This window comes from Nitratireductor mangrovi, from assembly GCF_007922615.2.
GTDB classification, from domain to species: Bacteria; Pseudomonadota; Alphaproteobacteria; order Rhizobiales; family Rhizobiaceae; genus Mangrovimarina; species Mangrovimarina mangrovi.
This window is the reverse complement of the sequence record NZ_CP042301.2, coordinates 2786756-2809212: the sequence shown is the minus strand read 5'-3', so window position 1 is coordinate 2809212 and position 22457 is coordinate 2786756. Positions and strand designations below refer to the sequence as shown.

Genomic DNA, 22457 nt, shown 5'->3' with positions numbered 1-22457 from the left:
CGACAGGGTTGGCGTCCGGCAGGCGGCCGGGCGGTGTCTTGCAAAAGCTTGGTGCCGAAGCGGGCATCATGCGCCCGCCCCGCCGGCCCTACTGGCGTACAGCCGGCGTCTCGACCGAAAGTCCGGTGCCGCGCCAGGTGACGTAGACCTCGAGCGCCATCAGTTCGTCGGAGAACGCCTTCGGGAACTCGGCCCGCGTGTCGCGGATGCAGCCGCGGAAGCGGTTGTGCAGCGACACCATGTCGGCCTGCTTCAACCGGTAGGTCGGGAAACCGTTGACCTGGCCCTGGCTCAGATGGTCGGCGCGGATGTACTGGCCCGAATTCGCCTCGTGGCAGGACGCGCAGGCGAAGTTGAGTTGGCCGGTGCGGCGGTAGTAGATTTCCTTGCCGCGATCCCACCAGCTCTGCAACTCGCCCTGAGCGAGGTCGAGCGCCACTGGCTTGCCGAGCGACTGGTGCTTGATGTAGGTCGTCAGCGCCTTCTGGTCGGCATGGTCGAACTTGTAGGCCTCCGCCCCCATGTTCTCGACCCGGCACTTGTCGATCTGCAGTTCGATGTTGATCGGCCGCCCGGCGTCGGCATCCCATTTCGGATAGTTGGCCGCGATGCCCTTCATCGTCTCGGCGGCATCGTCATGGCAGGATGCGCACGACTTGCCCATCGTACCCTCGACCGTGTTCCAGATATCGGCGCCGCGATCTACATAGAGCATGCCGGGGTTCTGGAACGAATCGGCCTCGAGTTCGCGGGTCTCGGCCTCGCGGAACAGCCAGCCCGACAGCACCTCGTCGAGCGGATGGCCTTCGGGCGGCGTGGCCCGCACCGTCATCTCCAGATCGTCGATGACGAGCGTGTCGTCGGCAGGCTCGGCGGTGGCCGGCATGGCCGCCGAAAGCGCGATGAGCGCGCCCATGCCGAGTGCAGCGATTTCGTTCCTCACGGCCTTTCCTCCCCGTTGGTCGTCGTTTTGACCGTTGTTGCCTAGTTGACCTCGATCTGCGCCTCGTGCTCGTAGACCGAGCCGTCGTCGTCGATCCAGATGAACTTGAAGGTTCCGCTCTCCTGGACCTTGGCGTTGAACTCGAAATACGGGTTCGCCGAGATCGCCGGGTCGATGTCGCAGGAGAACACCGGCATGCCGTTGAACTCGCAGCTGAACTTGTTGATGATCTGGCGCGGGATCGCGTTGCCGTCCTTGTCCTTGCGCTGACCGGATTCCATCTGGTGGCTGATCAGCGTCTTGATCGTGATGACCTCGCCGGCCGAAGCGGACTTCGGCAGCTTGACGCGGGGTTTCGGTGTCGCCATTTCGAATGTCCTTCCTGATCAGCCGCCGCAGCCGCCGATCGTCACCTTGACTTCTTTCTTGTCCATGTAGGTCGTGCCGTCCTTCATGCGGGCGACGGCGATGACGTTCTGAGTCTTGGCCAGCCGCATGCGCGTCGTGGCAGCGGCGATGCCGCTTGCCTCGGTGAAGTTGAAGGTCGCGACGTCGGGATTGGGGTTGCCGTCGGCAAGCACCATGACCTGCTCGACCACGTCGTCACCCGACATGGCGCTGTCGACCTCGATCGAGATCGGCACGGTGTTGCCGTTCTCGGCAATCTCGGGGGCGACCAGCGTCAGCTTGCCGGTCTCGGGCATCTTGCCGCCGGCGAATTCCATGATGCGCTTTTCGGCATCCTCGGCTGTCGCCAAGGCTGGCACAGGGCGCAGTCCGGTGACGGCGAAGGCCGCCGCACCCGCCGCAAACCCGAGCGCCTCACGTCTGTTGATGTTCATTTTCGTTCTCCTCGTGCTCGCGCACTATTCCTTGAGCGTGGCCAGATAGGCGACGACGTCTTCGACCTGCTGGGCCGACAGGATCGTCTTGCCGATCAGGTCCTCGCGCACATTCTCGCCGACATTGACCGAATAGAAGCCGGGCATGACCGTCTGCTCGCCGAACACTTCCTTGGCGTCGGCCACGATGGCGCGCAGTTGCGCCGGTTCCCAGCGATCGCCGGCGCCGTCCATGGCCGGACCGACCGTGCCATGGAACAGTTCGGATTTCATGTCGGAGTTGGCATGGCAGGCGAGACAATTGCCGAGCTTGCGGCTCTTGAAGACGTTGGCGCCCTCGACCGGGTCGCCCGCGCCTCCGGAGAGCGACGCGTTCACGGCGAGATCCTCGAATTTCACGTCCTGGGGAGCGGTTTCGCCTGCGAAGGCCGCCCCTGCCAGGAGCGCGGCAGCCACCGTTACCAATCCAGTCGCTCGCTTCATTGGCCTCATCACCTCCCTGTTGTCCCGCCTCTTGGCGGACAGCACATTCCTCTCCTGAAACAGGCTAGCCATGTCCAGCGGATTCTTCAATCAAAAAATATGATTATTTGCATATGTCATGCGCGACCAGGTTACTCGGCACCCAGGCGGCCAGCCGCGCGGAGTTCGTCCAGCCGGCGCGCATGGTATTTCTGGAAGTGCTCGTCGCCCTCGTAGCCCTTCGCCCGCACCCATTCGAACATGTGCAGGAAAGTCCATTTACCGAAAGCGCCGGGCATCGTCGCGACCGCAGCCTCGCCGGCGTCGACGCCGTCGGGAAGCTCCTCGGGCATGAAGGCGAGCGTCGGCGTGAAGACATAGCTCCATTTGCGTGCCGCCGTTTTTTCAGTCAGTACCTCGCCGTCGAGATCGGTCACCTCCTCGTCGCCGAACATGTTGTACTGCACGACCTTGAAGTTGGCCTTGACGAAGTCGCGCACCTCCGGATCGGACAGGAGTTCCTCGTGCATCTTGGCGCAGTAGATGCAGCCGCGCTGCTCGAACACCAGCACCAGCCGCTTGCCTTCCTCGCGCGCGGCCTCGATATCCTCGGCGACGTCACGGAAGGTCAGGGCGAACCAGTCCTGCTTGTGCAGCCCATCGTCGCCGATCTCGGCGGCGGTCGCGGCTAATGCGGCGATCAGTGAGACGAGCGCGGAAAGGACCATTGTTCGCAGCATGACGGCCTCCTAGCCGATGGTCTGGAAGATCGGAAATGTCTCGAGCAGCCAGTACGATATGGTGGCCATCTGGCCGGTGATGAAGAGGATCCCCGTCACGACCAGCATCCCGCCCATGGCCATCTCGATCTTGTGCATGTGGCGGCGGAACCGCGCCGCCCATCCCAGGAACGGGCCGGCAAACGCCGCGGCGAGCAGGAACGGAATGCCGATGCCGAGCGAATAGACGGCAAGCAGCAGCGCGCCGCGCGCGGCGGTGCCTTCGGAGCCGGCGACGAACAGGATCGCGGCCAGAACCGGGCCGACGCAGGGCGTCCAGCCGAAGGCGAAGGCAAGGCCGATGATATAGGCGCCGGCGAGTCCGGCCGGCTTGCTCTCGACCTGCACCCGCGCCTCGCGGTAGAGCAGGGCGATGCGCAACAGGCCGAGGAAATGCAGGCCCATTACGATGATGATGATGCCGGCGATCACCGAAAGGACGTCGAAATATTGCGCCACCGTCTTGCCGATAACGCTGGCAGTCGCGCCGAGCGCCACGAACACAGTGGTGAAGCCGAGCACGAAGGCAAAAGCGGCCATCAGGATGCGACGGCGGCGCTCGGCCGCCAGGCTTTCGGCGCGCAACTCCTCGAAACTCAGCCCGGCCAGCCATGCCAGATAGGGCGGCACGATCGGCAGCACGCAGGGCGAGACGAAGGACAACAGTCCCGCCAGAAGGGCGCCGCCCAGGCTCACATCGAGCATCGATCGTCTCCAGCTTCGTGCGCCTTACCTAGGGTGCGGCGCCGGCGCATTGCAAGATATTCAGGATTTCATATATGTTGCAATCGGAACAGGGAATTCAATGCGCTGGACCACAGCTTTCATCTGCCTGGCGGCCATGCTGGCGATGGTCGTGTCGGCGCCCTTGCGCGCGGACGCGGCCCAACTCGTGATGATGGAGCAGCCGGGCTGTCCGTGGTGCGCACGCTTCAACGAGGAGATCGCGCCCGCCTATGCAACGACCGAGGAGGGGGCGCGGGCGCCGCTGCGCCGCGTCGACATTACCGGACCGTGGCCGCAGGACCTCGCGCATGTCGCCATCGAGCGCTTTACGCCGACCTTCGTTCTGGTCGAGGACGGCCGCGAGGTCGGCCGTATCCGCGGCTACCCCGGCGATGAGTTTTTCTGGTATCTTCTAGGCGACCTGATCGCCAAACTTGACGAGACAGAAGCCGAATGAACCTGCCCAGACTCAATCCCGACCAAGCGCCCGAGGACTTCGAGGCGCTGCTGGCGCAGGCGCGCAAGGCGAGCGAACTGCTCAAGGCCCTGTCGCATGAAAGCCGGCTCCTGATCCTCTGCCTTCTGGCCGAGGGCGAGAAGTCGGTTTCCGAACTCGAGAACATCATGGACATGCCCCAGGCCGCCGTCTCGCAGCAGTTGGCACGGCTGCGCTTCGACCGGCTGGTGAACACGCGTCGTGAGGGGCGAGTCATCTACTATTCGATCGCAAGTGCAGAGGTCGCCTCGGTCATCGAGACGCTTTACGGCCTGTTTTGTGCGCCGGTGCGTCAGGGAGAGCCGAAGGTCAGGCAACCCTGACGGACGACGCGTGGCCGGCGGTCTTGGGAGGAGACCAGGTGCAGGAGTTTTTCGCATCGCCCGCCTTTCTGCCGGTCGCGGGAATCCTTGCCGGCACGGTCCTGGGCTATGCTGCGCGCCGGCAGCATTTCTGCACCATGGCGGCGCTCGAGCGCTATTGGTACGCCGGCGACGGCAGCGGCGTGCGTACGTGGGTGCTGGCGGCCGCTTTCGCGCTGATCGCTACGCAGGTGCTGAGCTTCGCCGGCCTTGCCGATCCGGCGCGCAGCTTTTACTTGGCGCCGTCCTTTGGCCTGACCGGCGCGATCCTCGGCGGCCTCGCTTTCGGCTTCGGCATGGCGCTCGTCGGAACCTGCGGGTTCGGCGCGCTTGTGCGGGCCGGCGGCGGCAGCCTGCGCGCGCTGGTGGTGATCCTGGTGCTCGGCCTGTCGGCGCTCGCGGCCCAGCGCGGGCTCTTGGCGCTCCTGCGGGTCGAGGCCGTCGACAAGCTTGCGATCGACCTTTCCTTCGCCGGCGACCAGTCGATCGGCGCCATCGTCTCGGCCCTGTCCGGTGTCGATCTGCGCCTTGCCGTGGCCGTCCTTGTTGCCGCCGGCTTGCTTTGTTGGGCGCTTGCCGGTGGTGCGGGGCGGCTTTCGCGCGGCGCCGTCGCGACCGCCGGAGTGGTCGGCGCGGTGATCGCGTTCGGTTGGGTGGCGACCACGCTTGCAGCACGCGCCTCGTTCATGCCCGTACAGGTCGAGGCAGGCTCGTTCGTGGTTCCGGTGGCTGACACCATCCTGCAAGCGATCGCCTTCACCGGCCAAGGGCCGGATTACGGGGTCGGGCTCGTGCTGGGCGTCGTTGCAGGTGCCGCGCTCTGCGCGTGGCGTCGCCACGACATCCGCTGGGAAGCCTGCGACGATGCGCGCGAGCTAGGTCGCCATCTTGTCGGCGGTTTCCTGATGGGCGCTGGCGGCGTCTTCGCTCTGGGCTGCACGATCGGTCAGGGGATCACGGCCGTCTCCGCGTTGGCGGTCTCGGCCCCCTTCGTCATCTTCTCCATCGCGCTCGGCGCGCGCATGGGTCTTGCCTATCTGATCGAGGGCTCGCCGCTCGCCGCCTTTCGCCGTTTCGGTTCCGAGCCGGCCGAATAGCTCAGCCGAGAGGCACAAACCGGTACCCGGCACCACTGCGTTCCGCCGTTCCCATACCGGGATGCGGCAGGTGGAAGGCGACGATGCGCGCCCCGTCGGTCGCGAGCCGATCGAGCATTCGGACGCGCGTTTCCGCGCCCTTGGCCCGGTCCTGGTCGCTGCCCGTCTCGATTTCCGGCCGGGCAAACGAGATTGCGTTGGTCAGCGCGTCCCCGACGACCATCACCGGCTCGGCGCCGCCGTGAATCATGAAGGCGACGTGGCCCGGCGTGTGCCCTGACGTGTCGATCGCCTCCACGCCCGGAAACACCTCTTCGCCGGGCGAGAACAGTTCGATCTGGTCCTCGATCGCCTGCATGCGGTTCTGCGCCCCGACGACGAAGCTCTTGCGCTCCTCGGGCATGGCCTCGAGCGTGCCGTCGGCGCGCCAGAAATCCCATTCGGTCCGCGCCATGCGGTAGGCGGCGTCGGGGAAGGCCAGATCGTCGAAATCGTCGAGCAGGCCCCAAAGATGATCCGGGTGGGCGTGTGTGAAGATGACGTCGGTCACCTCGGCCGGGTCGATGCCGGCCTCGCCGAGATTTGCGATCAGGTCGCCGGTGGTCGGCAGGAAGTTGGGGCCGGCGCCGACATCGAAAATGGCGAGCCGGTCACCCGAACGCATGAGCGTGACGTTGCAGTCCGGCCGGTAGCCGTCGGTCGGCATTCCGCTTTCGGCCAACATTGCCTGAAGCTCGGCTTCGGGGATGTCCGGGAAAACGAAGCGAAGCGGCAATTCCATATGCCCGTCACTGACGATGACGAGTTCGTTCTGGCCGACCGCAAGCCTGCCGACGGCTCGCGCCGGCGCGGCCAAGGCAAGTGTCAGCGCGGCGGCGGAACCGGCGAGAAAATCGCGGCGTTTCAGCATGAATGCCTCCGGAATGACATATTCAGTTTTTTGAATGATTTCATGCGCCGCCGGGCGCGTCAACCAGTCGGTACCACGGGCGTGCCAGTTGTGCGCCAGTCCGATTGGCGCAGTGGACAGTCGTGGCACGCGTGGCGAGGATGGACAATACAGGGCACAGGAGAGACAGATGAACCGGACGTTTCGAACGATGTTTTTCGCCGCCGCGGTCGGTACGGCGCTGCCGGCGGCCGCCGCCGACGACGTGACCACCTACACGACCGACACCGTGTTTGCCGATGTCGCGTTCGAGGTTAACGGCGCCATCATCAACCGCGGCTACGTCGTCGACTACCACGGGCTGATCGGGGAGATGCTGCAAAGGACCGCCGAGGATGTCGGTGCCGACAAGGCGCTTTATCGCAACGCCGAGTTCTTCCAGTTCTGCTCGGCGGTGGTGTCGCGCGAAGCGATGGAGGCTGATATCGGCAACATCGCCTATTGTCCCTATGTCGTCTTCGTCTACGAGACTGAGGGCGATCCGGGCACGGTCCATGTCGGCTTCCGCCGGCTGCCGGCCGGCGGCGGGCGCGACAAGGTCAACGAGATGCTCGACGAGATCGCGCGCGAGGCGGCCGGGCAATAGCGCAGATCGAGACCTTATCGACCTCGGCCGGGATCGTAGCGACAGGGGGAGAGACGATGATGCATAGCCACGGTGCTCACACGATCCACCGCGACCATCACCATTTCGGCTGGGACAACACCAACCCACCGGTCTTGATCGTTGCGCCAGGCACGACCGTGAGTTTCGAATGTATGGAGGCCTCCTGTGGCGTGCTGACGGCGGACAGCACCGTCGTCGACCTCGCGCGCATGCAACCGGGCAAGGTCAATCCGGTGACCGGCCCGATCCATGTCGACGGCGCCGAGCCGGGCGATGCGTTGAAGATCACCGTAGAAGGGTTTGCGCCATCTGGTTTCGGCTGGACCGCGAACATCCCCGGCTTCGGCCTGCTCGCCGACCAGTTTCCCGACCCTGCCCTGCATATCTGGAAATACGATGCGGCGACCTTGCAGCCGGCGCTGTTCGGTCGTCATGCGCGGGTGCCGCTGCGGCCTTTCGCCGGCACCATGGGCGTCGCGCCGGCCGCGCCCGGCCGCCACTCCGTGGTGCCGCCGCGCCGCGTCGGTGGCAATCTCGACATCCGCGATCTGTCGGCGGGAACGGTGCTCTATTTGCCGGTCGAGGTCGCCGGCGCAATGTTTTCGGTCGGCGACACCCATGCCGCCCAGGGCGACGGCGAGGTCTGCGGTACGGCGATCGAAAGCCCGATGACCACTACGCTGACCTTCGACCTCGTCAAGGATGCGCAACTCGCTATGCCACGCTTCACCACGCCGGGCCCGGTGACGCGGCATCTCGACGGTGCCGGCTACGAGGTGACCACCGGTGTCGGGCCCGACCTCTGGCAGGGCGCAAGGGCCGCGCTTTCTGGCATGATCGACCTGCTTGTCCGCCAGCACGGCATGCTAGCGGTCGAAGCCTACATGCTGTGCTCGGTCTGCGGCGACCTGCGGGTCAGCGAGATCGTCGACGCGCCCAACTGGGTGGTCTCGTTCTATTTCCCGCGTATCGTTTTCGAGTGACACCGGATCAGTGCCGACAGCAGCGAACAAGCGCCGAAGCAAAGCGGCGGGGCAGCAATTCAGAACAGCGAAAAATACTCGCGCTGTTCCCATTCGGAGACCGTCATCAGGTAACGCTCCCACTCGGCTCGCTTGATGCGCGTAAGCCAGGAGACAACGTCGGCGCCGAGCCGGTCGCGATAGAAGTCACTCGCCTCGAAACGGTCGATGGCCGCGATCAGGCTCTTCGGCAGCGAGGCGGCGTCACTGTCATACGGGTTTTCGACCGGCGACGGGGCCTGCAGGCGGCGCTCCAGCCCGTCGAGGCCCGACAGGATCTGCGAGGCGAAATAAAGATAGGGGTTGGCTGCCGGCTCGGCGACGCGGTTTTCGATGCGGCTTGCTGCGTCGCCGGGCGTCATCAGGCCGCGGATCATGGCGCCCTTGTTGTCGCGGCCCCACTGGATGCGGTCCGGGGCGAGCTGGAAAGCTTGGTAGCGCTTGTAGCCGTTGACCGTGGGCGTTGTGAGGAAGCAGGTCTCGGCAGCATGATCGAGCAGGCCGGCGATCCACCCGCTTGCCGTCGACGAAAGCGCGCCGTCGTCGTCCGGAATGAAGAGGTTGTCACCGGTCTTTGCGTCGACCAGCGACTGATGCAGATGCCAGCCGCTCGCCATGCCATGCTCGACCTTCGGCCGGCACATGAAGGTGGCGTGCAGGCCCATGCCGGCGGTGACCTGCTTCACCAATGACCGGAACAGCATCATCGCGTCGGCGTGGTTCATCGGGCCGTCAGGCTGGAAAGTGAACTCACACTGGCTCGGGCCGAATTCTGCTTCCATCGAGCGGACCGGCAGACCGACCGCTTGGCAGGCGCGGCGCAGCTCGTCCATCACGTCTTCGAGAGCGTCGTAACGGGCGTCGGTCAGATACTGGTAACCATGTGACAGCAGGCTCGTCTCCGGAGGCGAAGCCGGCATGCCGCCATCTGCGTGGTCGAGGCGCGGCTGCTCGACCTGGAAGACGTAGAACTCAACCTCGAGTCCGCAGACCAGTTGACGGCCCGTGGCCGCCAGGCGGTCGATCGCCTGACGCAGGATACGGCGGGCAGAAAACGGGATCGGCGTACCGTCGGTGTGGTGAAGGTCGCAGAGGAGCCAGCCGCTGTGCGGCGACCACGGCAAGATCCGGAATGTCGACGGGTCGGGCACCATCATGATGTCGGCGGCGCCGGTCAGTGTGCCGCGGCCGAAACCGATATCGTCGCCCCAGACAGGAAAGACGGTGCGATGCGAGGTGTCCTTGAGCAGCAGCGTCGAGGTGATCGCCATGCCGCTTCTGAAGACAGAAGGGAGGGCATCGACGACCACAGTCTTGCCGCGTAGCACACCGTGCTGGTCGGCGAAGAGTACGCGCACCGTTTCCAGCCCCTCGGCCTCGACACGGGCAATCACGTCCTCTGCCAGCGCCAGCTGGTCTCCGTCCAACAGGCCGAGCTTCGCCAGCCTGCCGTCGCGAATATCACTCATGCTGCGATGCCTCTCACGCCCCCGCGTCCTGATGAAACGCGATCAGATAGCCACTTCGCCAGCTTAGATGGCAGCGTTCCAGGTGCAAGCGGCGCGGCGCGCGGTGTCGCCTTCCTTCCAGACGCTCTCCCACGCCTCGGTCGCGCCGATGGCGTCAATGGAGATCGGGCCGCGGATGGCCTCGATGACCTCCGCGGCGCCCTGCATCGGCAGGGCGGTCGCGTCACCTTGCTGCAGACCCTTAATCGCGTTGATCAGGCGCCGGCGGTATTTGATGATGCCGACATCGCTGCGGCCGAGATGTTCGTCGGTACGGTCCTGGATCCGGCCCATCGACTCCACCGCCCACTGGTCGTGGACGTTGATGTCGAGACCCATGCCGGTATAGGTCAGGCTTTCCTGCTCGTCGGGATTGTAGCCGTAATTGTTGCGCTTGTTCTTGATCGGCGCGTAGTCAGGCAGGTGGTGTTCCTTGAGCCGCTGCTCGCGCATCACCGTCTTGTCGACCGGTTTGCCGAAGCTGGTAAACATCGAATACCAGTAGCAGGTCTCGTCATCGACGGGCACGTGCCACTGGGTGATGGTCATCTCGTTCGACATCGGGATGCAGATAGCCTCGGGGAAGATCTGGTTGGTGACGCGCACATGGCTGCGGCCATCCTCCATGTGGCGCAGCGCGATCAGGCGCATGCCATAGTCGGTCTCCTCGACCCTGATCTCCGGCCGCGGGTATTCGCGCAGCAGCTGCGTCATCGGCATGTCGGTATTGGCCGCCTTGTCACGGAACTGTTTCCCGTAACCCTCGGAGGGATCCTCGTCCTGCAGAAAGCGATGCAGGAAGGAGGCATGGGCGGGATCGATGCCGACCTCCATGGCCTGCAGCCAGTTGCATTCCCACAGCCCCTTGAAGGCGAAGACGTGGCTGTCGGGGGCGGCGAAGCAGTCGAGGGCCGGGAAGGCCGGTGGATCGCCCGGGCCCATATAGGCGAAGACGATTCCGTTCCTCTCAACCACCGGATAGGAGACCGTCCTGATGTTCTTGTGCATCTGGCTGCCTTCCGGCTCGCCCGGTTGCTCCACGCACTGGCCGTCGCGGTCGAAATGCCAGCCGTGGAAGGGGCAGCGCAGGCCGTTGTCCTCGCGGCGGCCGTAGCAGAGATCGGCGCCGCGATGCGGACAATGGCGCCCGATCAGACCGAGGTCGCCCTTGTTATCGCGGAAAAGCACCAGCTTTTCGCCAAGCAGTGTGACCGGCACCACCGGGCGCGCCGTCATCAGTTCCTCGCTCAGCGCCGCAGGCTGCCAGTATCTGCGCAGGACGGCGCCGGCACCGGTTCCCGGTCCCACACGGGTGATCAGATCGTTCTGTTCCTGGCTCATCATGGCTGGGTTCCTCCTGGATCGGAAAGGTCGGCTACTCGGCGGCGGGCCGCAACGGCGATGCTGCGACCGCCTTCAAGAGCGGGATGTCGGGGTCGGTGGCGGCATGCGGATCGATCAGGGCGCGGGCCGCGATCAGTCTGCGCGCGGCCATGTGGTCGGCCGGCCGGTTGATGGAAAAACAGGCGGCAAGACGTTCGCCGTCGAGGCAGACCAACGACCACGCATTGTTGTCAGGGGCGCCTCGGAGGATCATACGGCAGCCTGACGGCGCGATGCCTGCGATCTGGAGCTTGACGTCGTACTGGTCGCTCCAGAACCAGGGAACCGTATCGGGCGGTGCGGGTTGGCTTGCAATGTGGGCCGCCGCAGCCCTGGCCTGGTCGACAGCGTTCTGGACGGATTCAAGCCGCATTACGCTATCGGTGAAGGGGTTGCGATAAGTGGCGCAGTCGCCGATTGCGTAGAGACCGTCGGCATTGCCTTGCGTTTGACCGTCGACGAAGATGCCACCTGCCGACAGTTCAAGCCCCGCCTCCATGGCAAGTTCGGCGTTGGCGATGCCGCCGATGCCGACAAGGACCAGGTCTGCCGGTAGCCGTTCGCCGCCGGCAAGGCGCACGCCGCGCACGGTGCCTGCATCGCCCTCGATGGCCTCGATCGTGACGCCGAAGCGTAGTTCAACGCCGTGCTGGCGGTGATATTGCGCGAGAGAGTTCGCGATCTCGCTCGGCGCGGAGCGGGTGAGGAGTTCGGCCTGAGACTCCAGGACGGTAACCTTGCGCCCCGCCTTCGCTGCGGTGGCAGCGACTTCAAGGCCGATATAGCCGCCACCGACAATGACGATTTCGCCGCCGGCGCCAATGGCCGACTTCAGCCGGCGGGCATCGGCGATGTCGCGCAGCGACAAGACGCCTTCAAGTTCGGCCCCGGGGACGGCAAGGACACGGGCACGCGAGCCAGTGGCGAGGATCAGCCTGTCGTAGCCGACGACGCCGGCTGATGTCGTGACCTTGCGCGCTCGTGGATCGAGCCGTTCGGCGCGGACGCCGGAAAGCCAGATGATCTCCTGATCGCGGAAAAAGGCTTCGCCGCGTAGAGACAATTGCTCGGCGCTTTTCTCGCCGGTCAAGAACGCCTTGGACAAAGGCGGGCGATGATAGGGCTGTTCGGTTTCCTCGCCGATCAGGGTGATCTTGTCCTGCCAGCCGGCCTGGCGGAGCGATGCCGCGGCCTGCACACCTGCGTGGGATGCCCCGATGATGACCACGCCGGTCAATGGTCTGCTTCTTCCTGCCAGCCGGCGTCAGGGGTCGCTTGCAAGGGCTTGCTTTCCCGAATGTCTTGTGCGATTATCGCACGAATTGTCGATAATCATCACGATACGTCTGCCCACCACTCCGCGTCAAGGGGCAGTTGCTCGTGGCGAGGTCGCAGGTGGGAGAGGGCATGACGGGCTTTGGCGGAGAAAATCTCAGCGAGCGGGACATCTCGCTGACGTTCGCCAAGGGCCTGACGGTGCTGAAGGTCTTCGACAGCGAGCGCAGCCATCTGACGCTGCCTCAAATCGCCAAGGAGACGGGGCTTGATCGGGCGATCGTGCGCCGACTGGTGCTGACCCTCGTTCATCTCGGCTATGTCCAGCAGCAGGATCGCGTCTTTTCGCTGACGCCGCGCATTCTCGTGCTGGCCGGCGGCTTCCTGCAGGCGCGTCGCTTCGGCAGGACGATCGAACCGCTCTTGCGGAGCTTTTCCGGGCAGATATCGGAATCCATCTCGATGGCGATGATCGATGGGCATGATGCCGTCTATGTTGCTCATGCCGGGGTCGACACGCGCTCGGTGAGCATCGGTTTCACAGTGGGTAGCCGGGCTCCACTGCTGCAGACGGCGATCGGCCGTGCACTGGTCGCGGCCGCCCCTCCCGAGGTCGCCGCGCAGATGATCGCGCATGCGTCGCTCCGGCGCTTCACAGAACTCAGCATGCTCGACCGAGGCGAGATCGCGCTTGCCATCGCCGAAACTAAGGCGAGGGGCTACGCTCATGTCGACGGCGAATTCGAGGCCGGCGTCGCTGCGGTCGCGGTGCCAGTGCGCTCTGAGGCCGGAGAGGTCGCCTCCCTGGGCATCTCGTGCAATCGCGAGTTGTTACGGGACGAAGCGCATCTAAGGCAATGTGTCGATGCCTTGCGCGAATGCGGGAAGGTTGTTGCGAGCTTGCTCTAGGCCAAATCCGCCTTGGACCGTCCTTATGCTTGGTCCTCGACGACGCTTCCGTCGGACCCGATACGGTAAGCGTCGAGATTCCGGGTCATGCGGCGGACCGCCTTTTTGAGCGCGGCCTTCTCATTGCTGGAAAAGCCCATGACGACACGTTCGGAATGGGCCAGGCTCACCGCGAGCACCTTTTCAAAGGTTATGCGGCCTTCACAGGTCATGGACACGTTGACGATTCGGCCGTCGGGTTCCGTTCGCTCGCGACGCACCAGTCCCTGTTCTTCCATACGCATGACCAAGCGGCTGAGCGTCGATTGCTCGATCATCGCATAGGCCGCCAGGTCGTTGACTGTCGCGTACTTGGCCGAATCCAGGACAGCCAGCACGCGCCAGTGCGACATGCTGAGGCCGCGGGCCCGCAAGTCCTCGTTGAGCAGACGGTTCATGCGAAACGTAAGGCGATTGATGAGGTACGGGAGGATGTTCTCGAGTACCGTCCTGCGGCCGTTGGCCGTGGCAGACTGTTCGGCACGGACCTGTTCGTCGCGGATTGTCTTTTCGGTTGCCGTCATTTCATCGTCCGTGTCGGCCTCGCGACCGTTGGGCCCGAACTATTCGCAATCGGTGCCCGCGGCAAGTTGGCCATGGCGGCCGCCATCATCGCCATCAACGCCCGAGCTGCGCTGGCAGCCAGGTGCCGAGGGCCGGGAACATCAGCACCAGCACCAGGACCAGCAGCTTGACCACCACGAAAGGAGTCACGGCGGCGTAGATATGCCGCATCCGGATCCAGTCCGGCGCGACGCCCTGCATGACGAAAAGCAGGAGGCCGAACGGCGGGGTTAGCAGCGCGATTTCCATGGTCAGGAGGTACATCACGCCGAGCACCATCTCGTCGATGCCGACCGCGCGTGCCAGCGGCACGAAGACCGGCACCGTCACCATCAGCATGCTCACCTGGTCGACGAAGCAGCCGAGGAACAGCAGGATCAGGATCATGCCGAGCAGGATCTCGACCGTGGACAAGTCGAGCGTCTTGATCAGGCTGATCAGGCCGTTGGTCGCGCCGCTGAACGACAGGATCTGGCTGAAGGTCTGGCTGGCGGCGATGATGAACAGGATCATCACCGACAGCTTCACCGTCTCCATCACCGCCACCGAGAGATTTTTCACGGTCAGCGAGCGGTAGCCGAGTCCGGCGATAACCGCGGCGATGCAGCCAAGCGCGGCCGATTCAGTCGGCGTCGCGAGCCCGGCGAGCAGGCTGCCGATCACCACCACGAATATGCCGGAAAGCGGCAGGACGTGGGTGACAAACGGCTTCCAGCGTTCCCACGCCGACATCGGCGGCAGCGTGTCCTGGGGCGCGAGGTCGGGTTTAAGAAGCGAGGAGACGACGATAATGGCGACGAAGGCCGCCGAGAGCAGCAGCGCCGGCAGGATGCCCGCGACCAGCAGCCCGGCGATCGAGATGCCGGCGAGACTGCCGACCAGGACAGCCAGCGCCGATGGCGGGATCAGCATGGCGATCGCGCCAGAGGCCATGATCGGTCCCATCGCCAGCGTCGGGTGATAGCCTCGCTTGAGCATGGAAGGCAGTAATGTGGAGCCGAGCATTGCCGTGTTGGCGATCGTCGAGCCTGACAGGGCAGCGAAGATGGTGCCGGCGAAGACAGTAACGATCGAAAGCCGTCCGGGAATCCTGGTGACGACCCGGTCGACCGCGTCGATGGCGCGATGGGCGACGCGGGTCTGGAACAGGATCTCGCCCATCAGGATGAAGAGGGGAATCGGCGTCAGCTGGAAGCTGGTGATCGACTGGACCGAATTGCGCGCCATCTGCACAAGGCCAATCTCGCCCCCGAGGATGAGAAAGGCCCCGGCCAAGTTGACGGCGATGAAAGCGAAGGCGACGGGCAAGCCGGCGGCCAGCAGCGCAACGAGGCCGCCGAGCATCAAAAGCAGGATTAGCGACCAATCCATGATCTAAAGCCCTGCCGCTTCATGCGTCTTGGTTTCCTGACCAATACGCAGCAGGAAGCCGAACGCCACCAGCAGCATGCAAAGGCTTGGCGCTACGAAGGTCAGCCATTCCGGGACGACGATGATGCCGCGCACCATCGATCCACGTCCGAAGGCCGTCAGCAGCGCCTGCAGCACATACCAGAAGAAGATTGCCGACGCCGCTGCCCCAAACAGGTTCACGACCGTCGCTACGTGTCGGCGAATTGGAGTGGGCAACGCCATGGTAACAAGATCAACGGCGACATGGGCGTTCTTCATCAGAACCCAGGGCGCGGCCATGAAGGTCACGGCGGCGATCCCGTGTTCTGTCATGTCGGTCAGGCCATGGATGGCGCTGGAACAGCAGGCGCGCAGCGTCACGTCGATGCTGATCGCAATCGCCACGGCCAAAAGGATCGCGCCCGCCAGAATGGCGAGCGCGTTCGTTGCGACGCGAAAGATCGTCACCAGTCCGTTCACTGGTACATCACCCCGCCGCTTGCGTCAGTTCAGAAGCAGGCGCGCAGCTTTTCGGCCGCCTCGGCATTGATCGCCGCGATGGCTGCCCAGCCTTCGTTTTGGGCGGCGTTCAGCCAGGCGTCGCGAGCCTCGCCCTCGAACGCGATCACCTCGATGCCGGCGTCGGACTGGGCGGCGGCTTCCTTGGCGTTGATTTCGAGGTTTTCGGCATTCTTGGCCTCGATCCATTCGGCTGCCTGTTCAAGAAGCGCCTTCTGTTCGTCGCCGAGCCCGTTCCACTTGTCGAGATTGACGATCACGTTGACGTCGACCTGGTAGAAGCCGGGATCGACCCGATATTTGGTCTGCTCGTCCCAGCCGAGGTCAAGCACGCCCTGGATCGGCCAGCCGTAGCCGTCGATCGTGCCACGCTCAAGCGCGGTGTAGACCTCGCCCGGAGCGGTGCGCACCAGGTTGGCGCCGAGTGCGTTGAACATTGCCTGGTAGACCGGAGTGGTGCGGATGGTCAGCCCGTTCAGGTCGGGCTTGTCGATCGGCTTGGTCAGGTAGAGGTGGAAGTTGATGTTGTCGCCGGTGCGCGCGAGGTATTTCACATTCATCTTCGACTGGTGCATTTCGTCGATAATGTCGTAACAACCATTGGCGCGCTGATCCTGTATCGTATTTGTTGCGAGCTTCAGCGCGTCGCCCTCAGGCAGCAGGTTGGTGTAGAAGGCGGCGGTGTTGCTGGCGAGATCGACCACGCCGGTGGACACGGCATTGCCGAGTTCGAACGGCGGCACCGCTTCCGGCCCGCCGACCACGTTGATCTGCAGCACGCCTTTGCCGTTTTCATTGATCCAGTCAACGAAGGCCTCGAACGGCCGTGCGAAGGCCGTTCCGGCGGCAAAGGCGCTCGCCGCCTTGAGCGTAACTTCCTCCGCCGATGCCGCTGTCGCGGCGAACGCGAACAAGGCTCCCAGTGCAATTGTCTTTTTCATGTGGCTCCTCCCAGCTTGGCCGCTCTGCGGCACGAAAATATTCATTTGCATATTTTCTAGAGAGGCCGAGCTGGCTCGTCAATGCAACTGAGCGGGCCTTTCGCAGTGGTGCGCTTTGGACCAAGTTTGCATTTGCATGGGCAACGGCGTCGTTCGGCCTGTGATTGGCGGTGAGGTCAATTCCGGCGCTGGGCCAGTTGGCAACAGGCTTGTGCTAGTGGAGCTGTCAGACGCCGCCGATGGTGTAGACAGTCACGGCCTCGGTCTTGCCCTTGACGCGGATGCTGGCAACCTCGACCAACGGTACGTTGTGATGGATGAGCGCGGCCGTCTCCTCCCCGAGCAGAATAGAAACTCCGTGTTCCTTGGTCTGGCCTTCGAGCCGGGAGGCAAGGTTCACTGCGTCGCCGATGGCGGTGTAATCGAAGCGCCGCCGTGAGCCCATATTGCCGACGATGCAGTCGCCCGAGTTGATGCCCACGCCGATCTTGAAGCGAAGATCGTCGCCGAGGCCCTCTCTTGCCAGTTCGGCGTTGAGAGGCTCGATGGCGGCGACCATGGCGATCGCGGCCTGGACCGCATGCAGGGCATGATCGGGATCGTCGAGTGGTGCGTTCCAGAACGCCATGACGGCGTCACCCATATATTTGTCGATGGTGCCACCATGGGCGAGGATGGCCTCGGACAGGGGGTCCAGCAGCCTGTTGATCAGCCCGGTCAGCCGCTCTGGATCATGCTTCATGCTTTCGGCGATGGTGGTAAAGCCGCGCACGTCTGAAAAAAGCACGGTCAGGGTCTTGCGCTCGCCGCCGAGCTTGAGTCCGGATGGGTCCGCCGCCAATCGTCGTACCTGGGCCGGGTCGAGATATTGCGAGAAGGCGTGGGCGATGAAGCGCCGCAAGCGGCGCTCGGCTGCGAAGTCGCGGGCTCCGACTGCGCTCGCGACCGTCACAAAGGCAAATCCTGGAGCCAGAGTGGGAACGTGCAGCCGGCCGACGCGGATGGCAATGAACCCCGCCGCTGCAATAAACAACACCGTCGCCGCGCCGGCGGCGATGGTCTGCCAGCCGGTCCCATGCCAGACGAGCAGAGCCGAGGCCAGGGTCGCGGCAGCGATGGCCGTGAGCGTTACCAGAAGCGATGCCGAACGAATGAAGCTTCCCGCAGCAAGGTTATCAAAGATGGTCGCCTGAATCTCGGCCCCGGAGACGAGCCGGCCGGTCCGAGGGGTGAACGAAGTCGCGTAGGCGTCCGCGCCGCCGGCTTCGACGGTAGGCGCCGATTGCAACGACAGCCCGATGATCACCACACGTCCGGCGAGGTGGCCGGGTGGCAGAAACTCGCTAGGGACAAGCGCCTGGTAGTAGGAAACCGTATCGTAGCTGCGCGCCGGCCCGTAGGCCTGTATCAGGGCACCGGCAGGAGGGTGGACGCCCGGTACATTACCCGCGATTTCCAGCAGTTGGCGGGCGAAGCCGTCATCATAGGCGGGGATACGGCGAAGCGTGCCGTCTCCATCGAGCACGATTGACGACACACCGGGGCGTCCACCGTTTACCAGAAGCGCAGGCAGCGGTTCGACCCGCACCAGCTGGTCGGCATGGGGGCCCTCGATCAGGGTCTCGTCGGCAGCGAGCACGATGTCGGGCCCGATCGCCCCGGCCAAGGCACTATCTGCCGCAGGATCGGACGGCTCAGCAAAAATGATGTCCACACCGATCGCCCGTACGCCCGCATTGCGTAACGCGGCGATGAGTTGGGCGTGAAGGCTGCGCGGCCAGGGCCATTGCAGGCCGATCTCTGCAAAAGACGGTTCGTCGATGGCGATGATGAGAGGGCCCTCCGCCGGCCGCGCCGGCGGGAGGGTGGTTGACAGGAAATCGAAAGCTCTCGCTTCCAGCAATCGCCACGGCGCGGTCTGGGAAGACAGCGCCGCGATCGCCAAAGCCAGGATGGCGGCAATAACCACAAAGCGGCTGCGTCCGGCAGAGCCGACACGCGGGCCACGGGGAACGTCCATCAGAAGCGGACCTTGAATGTCCCGACGAAAGTCCGACCCCAACCTGGCAGGCTGGTCGCCACCTCAAAGCTTTCGTCGAAAAGATTGTAGCCGGCAAGTTCGAGCACGAAGCGTTTGTCGAGGCCTTCCCAGGTGAGGAAGGCGTCCGTTGTCCAGTAGCCGTCCAGAACCGTGCCGGCTGCATCACCAACGCGCTCGCCGACATAGCTCGCCGCGATCGTTGCTTTCACGTTGGCGGGATGGACGTAGGTGATGCCGGTGCGGGCCGCATAGGTCGGCACGAAAGGCAGCGGCCCGGCCGGGCCGCCGGGCGTCTCGTTGCTGCTGTCTGTCCAGGCGACGGTGCCAAAGAGGCCAAAGCCGGCGCCCAGGTGGACATTTGCGGTGGCGGCGACGCGATCGATGCGGCCGCGGTCGAACCCGTCGGCCGCATCAATCGGGACGATGCTGCCCGGTACGGGAATGGAGAGACCGTGCAGTTCCTGGTGCTGGTAATCGATCGTGGTGAAAATGCGCGGGTGCCATTCGGCGTCCCAGCGCAGTGCGATCGTGTCTGAATAGCCGCCGATGTCGAGAGCGGGATTGCCGGCCTGCAGGCCGAGGAGGCCGATCGGCGCCAGGGTGAGGGTGCTTGCAGCCTCGGTTTCGCGCAGGAAGCCTGCGCGCAGCCAATGTCCGTCGGTGGGCGCCCAGGCGACGCCGAAACGCGGCTCGAGCCGTTGAATTTCAAGCGCACCGTCGAGCAACGTTGCGAACAGTGCTGCCTCAAGCTTCAGGTCAGGCCGCGGCTCGTGAACCAGGTCGACATAGGCGCGGCCGAAGCGCAGATCGAGTTCACGGCTTTCGATCGTGGTCACTGGCGGGAGGAAAATCAATTCCTCCGTGTCGACTTCGACGCGCCGCTGGCGGAGAGAGCCGCCTTCGATACCGTAGCGCCAGGTCAGATCCTCGTGACCATAGGTGTGGTTGATAGCCGCGAGATAAGTGTCCTGTGCGGTCGAGGCGGCCAGTTCGCGCGTGCCGATAATGAACGGCAACAGCGCGAGATCGGCTGCTTCCCTGCTCGTCTGGTCAAGGTGAGCGCCAAAGACGGCAGCATTGAAGACATTGCGGTAGCCGAGGGTGTGACTCCAGCCTATACCGCCAGTGACCGCCTCGGTTTCGAGCCTGCGGTCATAAGCGATCGCGTCAAAGGGAAGGAAGGGGCTGTCTACGAGCACGAGCGCATCGAGCAGGCTTTCGCGGCGGTCGCGGTAGTCGAGGAAAGTCACCACCCGATCGTAAGGCGTCGGCCGCGCGGTCAGATAAGCGGTGCCCTTGGCGATGCGGTCTTCATAGCCGAAGCCGACATAGGGCACATCCGTGCCCGGTGCGAACCGTTCGCGGAACTCGTCATTATCGCTGACCTCGATATTGGCGTAGAGGCTCCAGGGGACCGGGGTCGTGGTGAAGGACTGGACCTCGAACGTGCCGAGCCAGCCGGGCTCGCCGGCATTGTCGGCGTAGCCGCCGCCGATCGCGCCCTCGATGAACGGGCGGCGCAGGAGGTTGGTCGAAAGCGAACGGCCCGACAGGATCTCGGGCGCCATCATCAGGCCCTGAAAGAGTGAGGAGAAAGCGTAGGCTCCCGGGGCCGGCTCGACCGGGCCGTCGCCGAAGCGCAGATCGCTCGCGAAAGGGTTGACAGTTCCGGCAACCGCCTGGTCGACAAGCGAGGCGCCCGCGAAAGGATCGAAGACGGCATCGCCGTAGTAGCGGCCCCAGGCATCGAGTCCCTGCAACCGGAAGGCGCTGTTGAGCAACGAGCCGGCGTCACGGTTGGCGCGCGGTGAGGCGAAATGGCCGCCGCGCGCCTTGGAGCGCGCGAGCGCCTTCTGCGCCTCCGCGATTGCCCGGTCGGACTGATAACCATCTATGGCGATGGCGGTCGCCAGCATCGAGGTGACGGGGTCGTTGGGATCGAGACGCTCCGCGTTTTCGAGTGCCTGCTCGCCGGCCTCGCGGTTACCGTTCTCGAAATGGGCGGCCGCAAGCAGCAGCAGGGCCTGGGAATAGGCGGGGTTCGCGGTCGAGGCGGCAAGCAGGTCTTCGACGGCCTTCGTGCGGTTGCCGGCCTGCAGGTGATAGCGGCCACGCGCCACCAGCCCGACATCGAAGGAAGGATCGTTGGCGAAGGCCTCGTCGATCTCCTGACGGGCCTCTTCGATGCGGTCCTGATCGAGCAGCAGGATGGCGAGATTGGCCCGCGTCACAGGATCGTGCGGATCGAGGGCGATGGCGCGGCGCAAGGCTGCTTCCGCCTCGCGCTCCGCTCCGCGCGTCATCTCGACGATCCCCATCGCGTTCCAGATCGACGTCGTGCCAGGGGAGATTTCTGCGGCGTTCTGAAGGTCGGCCAACGCGCCGTCGAGGTCGCCCTCAATGCCCGCCCGGTAGTTGGCGCGCGCCTCGAGTGCGGTAGGCTCCTCCGGATCAAGGGCGAGCGCTCGTTCGATCGCCTCGTGAACCTGTTCACGGTCGTCGAGCAGCAGGGCAAGCTGCGCCCGCACCGCCGGCAGGGTTGGGTCGTCCGGAAAGCGCCGCTCGGCCTCCGCAATGACGGCGATCGCGGCGTCGATGTTCTCGAGAAAGCCGGCGGTCCAGGCTGCCGCGAGCGCGGCGCGCGGGCCACTGCCGGCCAAGCGCGGCGGCGACTCGACGCGATCCGGAAAGGCTAGGGCGCGTGCGAAGTAGCCGCCATAGAGAGCAATGGCGCGCCGCTCCGGATCAAGTCGCGGCGCCGCCTTGGCGAACAGCTGTGCCGCCTCATCGAAGCGCTGTTCCGCTCCTGCGAGCAGCGCCGCAACGAGATCAAGCCGCGCCTGCTGCGCCTCCGTCCGCGCTGATTGGCGGGCGCGGGCGAGCGCTTCCGCTGTCCCGGCGATTCCTTCGACGGCCAGTGCGGTTTCGGCGAGCAACACGCGATCCTCTGCACTGCGCGCATCGTCTGGAAGGGCTTCGATCCGCGCCCGCTCCTCCCGCTGCCCCGCTTGCGGCAGCGTCGAGGCCGGCATCCAGCCGAAGGAGCGCCGCAGCGACAGATAAAAGAGCATCTGCTCGCGGTCGTCGGGGTCGACGATCACCAGCTTGGTCGGCGCCTGCCCGATCGAGGCGACGGCCGCTTCGCCCTGGGCGACGCTGACCGAGCCATACGGATTGGAAAGCTCGACCAGGCCCTCCAGCACGATCAGAGATGTCTTGCCGTCGCCGTCGACGGTGAGTGTCCAGTCGGTGCCGCGAATGGCAGCGGACGCGGCCGGGGTTTCCAGTGTCAGGCCAACCCCGCCACGTTCGGCCCGGCCCCACACCGTTCCGGACTGGAGCTGAAGCAGCGTATCGGCGGCCGCCCCGATCGCCTTTATCAGCATGGTCGTGTTGCGTCCGAGGCGTACCTGCGTTCGATCAGCGAAAAGCACGGCAAGATGTCCGTGCGCGTTGGTCCGAAGCAGGTCTCCCGGCAGCAGATCCTGATTGACGTCTACGCCACGCCAGCCCGTCAGGTCTATGAAACTGACTTCCTCGCCAACCTTGCGCGTGATCACCGAGCCCGCCGGGGTCGACTTGCGGGCGAACAGTTCCGCGG

The 22457-nt window shown here is 64.7% G+C and carries 22 protein-coding genes; 6 read left to right on the top strand and 16 right to left on the bottom strand.

What is annotated here, in order from left to right; genetic code table 11:
• Window positions 1-88: 88 nt before the first annotated feature.
• The 6 genes from soxA to FQ775_RS13705 all read right to left on the bottom strand — a co-directional run bounded on the left by soxA (window position 89) and on the right by FQ775_RS13705 (window position 3731).
• The gene (soxA, locus tag FQ775_RS13730; RefSeq protein ID WP_206064892.1) at window positions 89-916 is read right to left on the bottom strand and encodes a sulfur oxidation c-type cytochrome SoxA; all 828 of its coding nucleotides are present in this window, start codon (window positions 914-916) and stop codon (window positions 89-91) included.
• Window positions 917-984: 68 nt separating this feature from the next.
• Window positions 985-1311 carry a thiosulfate oxidation carrier complex protein SoxZ gene (soxZ, locus tag FQ775_RS13725; RefSeq protein ID WP_146301281.1) on the bottom strand — a complete coding sequence of 109 codons (327 nt, stop codon included), beginning with the start codon at window positions 1309-1311 and terminating at the stop codon, window positions 985-987.
• An 18-nt stretch (window positions 1312-1329) separates the two neighbouring features.
• Entirely contained in the window at window positions 1330-1785 is a 456-nt protein-coding gene (gene soxY, locus FQ775_RS13720) for a thiosulfate oxidation carrier protein SoxY (RefSeq protein WP_146301280.1), read from the bottom strand.
• A 24-nt stretch (window positions 1786-1809) separates the two neighbouring features.
• Window positions 1810-2268, bottom strand: coding sequence for a sulfur oxidation c-type cytochrome SoxX (gene soxX, locus FQ775_RS13715; protein ID WP_146301279.1), 459 nt, complete (start codon window positions 2266-2268; stop codon window positions 1810-1812).
• Window positions 2269-2399: 131 nt separating this feature from the next.
• Window positions 2400-2987: a SoxW family protein gene (locus FQ775_RS13710; protein WP_146301278.1), complete on the bottom strand. Its 588-nt coding sequence runs from the start codon at window positions 2985-2987 to the stop codon at window positions 2400-2402.
• A gap of 9 nt (window positions 2988-2996) precedes the next feature.
• On the bottom strand, window positions 2997-3731 hold the full coding sequence (locus tag FQ775_RS13705; protein ID WP_146301277.1) for a cytochrome c biogenesis CcdA family protein: 735 nt from the start codon (window positions 3729-3731) through the stop codon (window positions 2997-2999).
• Window positions 3732-3831: 100 nt separating this feature from the next.
• On the opposite strand from FQ775_RS13705, the gene FQ775_RS13700 reads away from it, so the two are divergent.
• Genes FQ775_RS13700 through FQ775_RS13690 form a run of 3 tightly spaced genes read left to right on the top strand, consistent with a single transcriptional unit; the run spans window position 3832 to window position 5707 of the window.
• Complete coding sequence (locus FQ775_RS13700) at window positions 3832-4209, top strand: thioredoxin fold domain-containing protein (protein WP_146301276.1); 378 nt, start codon at window positions 3832-3834, stop codon at window positions 4207-4209.
• Window positions 4206-4571: an ArsR/SmtB family transcription factor gene (locus FQ775_RS13695; RefSeq protein WP_146301275.1), complete on the top strand. Its 366-nt coding sequence runs from the start codon at window positions 4206-4208 to the stop codon at window positions 4569-4571. The genes FQ775_RS13700 and FQ775_RS13695 overlap by 4 nt, the downstream gene beginning before the upstream one ends.
• A gap of 38 nt (window positions 4572-4609) precedes the next feature.
• Window positions 4610-5707 carry a YeeE/YedE family protein gene (locus FQ775_RS13690; protein ID WP_246730126.1) on the top strand — a complete coding sequence of 366 codons (1098 nt, stop codon included), beginning with the start codon at window positions 4610-4612 and terminating at the stop codon, window positions 5705-5707.
• Window position 5708: 1 nt separating this feature from the next.
• Here FQ775_RS13690 and FQ775_RS13685 read toward each other — a convergent pair whose 3' ends face one another.
• Window positions 5709-6617 (bottom strand): MBL fold metallo-hydrolase, encoded by a 909-nt coding sequence (locus FQ775_RS13685; protein WP_146301274.1) that lies wholly within the window; start codon window positions 6615-6617, stop codon window positions 5709-5711.
• Window positions 6618-6786: 169 nt separating this feature from the next.
• Between FQ775_RS13685 and FQ775_RS13680 the strand changes: the two genes are divergently transcribed.
• Both FQ775_RS13680 and FQ775_RS13675 read left to right on the top strand, forming a co-directional pair.
• On the top strand, window positions 6787-7242 hold the full coding sequence (locus FQ775_RS13680) for a DUF302 domain-containing protein (protein ID WP_146301273.1): 456 nt from the start codon (window positions 6787-6789) through the stop codon (window positions 7240-7242).
• A gap of 59 nt (window positions 7243-7301) precedes the next feature.
• Window positions 7302-8246 carry an acetamidase/formamidase family protein gene (locus FQ775_RS13675; RefSeq protein ID WP_146302084.1) on the top strand — a complete coding sequence of 315 codons (945 nt, stop codon included), beginning with the start codon at window positions 7302-7304 and terminating at the stop codon, window positions 8244-8246.
• Window positions 8247-8305: 59 nt separating this feature from the next.
• Here the strand turns inward: FQ775_RS13675 and FQ775_RS13670 are convergent, their stop codons facing one another.
• From FQ775_RS13670 to FQ775_RS13660, 3 genes are all read right to left on the bottom strand, one after another.
• Window positions 8306-9754: a glutamine synthetase family protein gene (locus tag FQ775_RS13670; RefSeq protein WP_146301272.1), complete on the bottom strand. Its 1449-nt coding sequence runs from the start codon at window positions 9752-9754 to the stop codon at window positions 8306-8308.
• A gap of 63 nt (window positions 9755-9817) precedes the next feature.
• The gene (locus FQ775_RS13665; RefSeq protein WP_146301271.1) at window positions 9818-11137 is read right to left on the bottom strand and encodes an aromatic ring-hydroxylating dioxygenase subunit alpha; all 1320 of its coding nucleotides are present in this window, start codon (window positions 11135-11137) and stop codon (window positions 9818-9820) included.
• A 31-nt stretch (window positions 11138-11168) separates the two neighbouring features.
• Complete coding sequence (locus tag FQ775_RS13660; protein WP_246730377.1) at window positions 11169-12404, bottom strand: NAD(P)/FAD-dependent oxidoreductase; 1236 nt, start codon at window positions 12402-12404, stop codon at window positions 11169-11171.
• Window positions 12405-12583: 179 nt separating this feature from the next.
• Here FQ775_RS13660 and FQ775_RS13655 point away from each other — a divergent pair, with 179 nt between their 5' ends.
• Window positions 12584-13360, top strand: coding sequence for an IclR family transcriptional regulator domain-containing protein (locus tag FQ775_RS13655; protein WP_146301269.1), 777 nt, complete (start codon window positions 12584-12586; stop codon window positions 13358-13360).
• Between the two features lie 23 nt (window positions 13361-13383).
• Here the strand turns inward: FQ775_RS13655 and FQ775_RS13650 are convergent, their stop codons facing one another.
• The 6 genes from FQ775_RS13650 to FQ775_RS13625 all read right to left on the bottom strand — a co-directional run bounded on the left by FQ775_RS13650 (window position 13384) and on the right by FQ775_RS13625 (window position 22416).
• The gene (locus FQ775_RS13650; protein ID WP_146301268.1) at window positions 13384-13923 is read right to left on the bottom strand and encodes a MarR family winged helix-turn-helix transcriptional regulator; all 540 of its coding nucleotides are present in this window, start codon (window positions 13921-13923) and stop codon (window positions 13384-13386) included.
• Between the two features lie 94 nt (window positions 13924-14017).
• Entirely contained in the window at window positions 14018-15334 is a 1317-nt protein-coding gene (locus FQ775_RS13645; protein ID WP_146301267.1) for a TRAP transporter large permease, read from the bottom strand.
• A gap of 3 nt (window positions 15335-15337) precedes the next feature.
• Window positions 15338-15835 (bottom strand): TRAP transporter small permease, encoded by a 498-nt coding sequence (locus FQ775_RS13640; RefSeq protein ID WP_146301266.1) that lies wholly within the window; start codon window positions 15833-15835, stop codon window positions 15338-15340.
• A 29-nt stretch (window positions 15836-15864) separates the two neighbouring features.
• Window positions 15865-16815 (bottom strand): TRAP transporter substrate-binding protein DctP, encoded by a 951-nt coding sequence (gene dctP / locus FQ775_RS13635; RefSeq protein WP_146301265.1) that lies wholly within the window; start codon window positions 16813-16815, stop codon window positions 15865-15867.
• 226 nt (window positions 16816-17041) lie between these two features.
• A complete protein-coding gene (locus FQ775_RS13630; protein ID WP_246730125.1) occupies window positions 17042-18877 on the bottom strand; it encodes an adenylate/guanylate cyclase domain-containing protein in 1836 nt (611 codons plus the stop codon).
• On the bottom strand, window positions 18835-22416 hold the full coding sequence (locus FQ775_RS13625; RefSeq protein ID WP_246730124.1) for a FecR domain-containing protein: 3582 nt from the start codon (window positions 22414-22416) through the stop codon (window positions 18835-18837). Before FQ775_RS13625 ends, FQ775_RS13630 begins: the two co-directional genes overlap by 43 nt.
• Window positions 22417-22457: the final 41 nt, after the last annotated feature.